The sequence below is a fragment of the Bacillus sp. P4_D3 genome (assembly GCF_056401855.1).
Map to the genome: position 1 here is coordinate 1 of NZ_JBFUIN010000619.1, position 1,852 is coordinate 1,852.

The 1,852-nt window shown below is 33.3% G+C and carries 3 protein-coding genes; all 3 read right to left on the reverse strand.

What is annotated here, in order from left to right:
* Positions 1 to 59: 59 nt before the first annotated feature.
* A complete protein-coding gene (locus AC1DTM_RS24830; protein WP_002110296.1) occupies positions 60 to 407 on the reverse strand; it encodes a PadR family transcriptional regulator in 348 nt (115 codons plus the stop codon).
* Between the two features lie 169 nt (positions 408 to 576).
* Positions 577 to 909, reverse strand: coding sequence for a DUF952 domain-containing protein (locus AC1DTM_RS24835; RefSeq protein ID WP_033714784.1), 333 nt, complete (start codon positions 907 to 909; stop codon positions 577 to 579).
* Positions 910 to 997: 88 nt separating this feature from the next.
* Positions 998 to 1,852, reverse strand: an 855-nt coding sequence (locus AC1DTM_RS24840; RefSeq protein ID WP_477001131.1) for a 3'-5' exonuclease, incomplete at its 5' end; no start/stop codon positions are given.

Sequence of the window (1,852 nt, forward strand, 5' to 3'; positions counted from 1 at the left end):
GTATAATATCTTCACGATTTTTTTCAGGTAATCTCTTCGCAACTTCCTCGACGTAGATATCAATCAAACTCATTCTTGTCCTCCTCCTTTAATAAGTTATAAAGTTCTTTCGAATCCTTTATCCATTCCTTTTTCAACTGCAAAAATATATCTAATCCATATTCACTTAAAACATAATACTTACGAGGTCTACTCTCAGTTTTATCCCAACTACTCGTCACTAGCTCCTGCTTTTCTAATCGGCGAAGTAGTGGATATAAAGTACTTTGATCTATCATGATTCCTGATTGCTCCAATAATTGGACAAGCGAATATCCATACTGCGGCGTTCTTAGTTGACTTAAAACCGCTAATGTCAATGTCCCTCTCCTTAGCTCAGTAATTAATGAATTTAATAAAGTATCCATTCATCCACCTCATTTCCATTACTATATGTCATACAGTATGTGTTTTATACTATGTATCGTACAGTATTAGTGTGACAAAAACAATGATTTTTCAAAAAAATATACAATAAAAAGCACAAACGATATGATTTGTGCTTTTCTAGCTAACTTAAATGCCTATATAACACGCTTAACTTTGTACCTCTGGTAATATAAACTCTCCTTTTTCTTTTGGAAATGGGACAACATCTACAATTGCATCTACGTTGATTACTCCGTATACATGCGGATATTTTTGACCGTTAGAAGCAAGTTCATATTTTATTTCTGCTTTTAACAGGGATGGATCAATTGTAAGTAATAAAACATCTTCTTCATGAATGAAATGTTTTTGAGCAACTTTTAAAGCTTGGTTTAATAATGAACAATGAATAAACCCCTCTTTTATAAGTGATTCTTCATTAATTTCTCCCGTTGTTTTCGCGATTTCCCAATTTCTTTTTGTTATTACCTTTGTAATCATTCCCATTTTCTCCCCCGTATCTTTATATAGGAAAACAAGAGGTCTTCTGTTCATTACTAGAAAAGCCTCTTGAATTTGTTATATATTTCTATCTCTTAATTAAAGGCGATATTTCCCCACTATAGAAAATCCATAAATCATGAAGTGATCTCGTACATCCGACATACAATAATTTCGCATCATGTTTTGTATTTTTGTAATGTTCTTCATCAACGTCGATTAGAAGTACGGCATCAAATTCTAACCCTTTCGCCAAGTATACTGGTACTACCGAAATACCACCTTCATACTTACTTTGATCTGCTTCAATGAAGTTAACAGTCAATCCAGCATTTGTTAACTTCTCATATATATCACGGCATTCATCGTCTGTTCTTCCTATTACCGCAATTGTTTTCACATCTTCATTTTGTAGATGTTGTAATGCCTTCACAATTTCAATAAATTGGTCCTCTACCCGAATTATTTTCACGTCTTCACCGCTACGGAAAACTGGTGTAGCAAGCCCTACTGGAATCTCTGCATTTTTTATTATTTCATTAGCAAATTCAATAATTTCTTTTGTAGAGCGATAACTTCTCGTCAATTCATAATAGCCTGTTTCTTGGAATACTTCCTTAAAAGCATTCCAGTCTTCAATTCCTTGATAATCATAAATCGCTTGAGATAAATCACCTAATATAGTGAAAGAATTACCTAGTGTAATTTCTTTTAATACATAAACTTGGAAGGGTGAAAAATCCTGTGCTTCATCAATAACGACGTGATGGAACTTCTGTCCGATTTCAATGCCTGTTATGCGATGATGTATGTAAATTAAAGCTGGTAAGTCTTCCACATATACTTCTTTTTTACGACAACTCTTTTCTGTTTCTTGAACAAGCTCTTCAGGTAATACTTCGAGTATTTCTTTACTTTTCAACATTGAACTATACAGTGAAAG

Excerpts from the sequence above, each read along its gene's own strand:
- AC1DTM_RS24830 (WP_002110296.1), bottom strand. The coding sequence starts at position 407 with ATGGATACTTTATTAAATTCATTAATTACTGAGCTAAGGAGAGGGACA.
- AC1DTM_RS24835 (WP_033714784.1), bottom strand. The coding sequence starts at position 909 with ATGATTACAAAGGTAATAACAAAAAGAAATTGGGAAATCGCGAAAACA.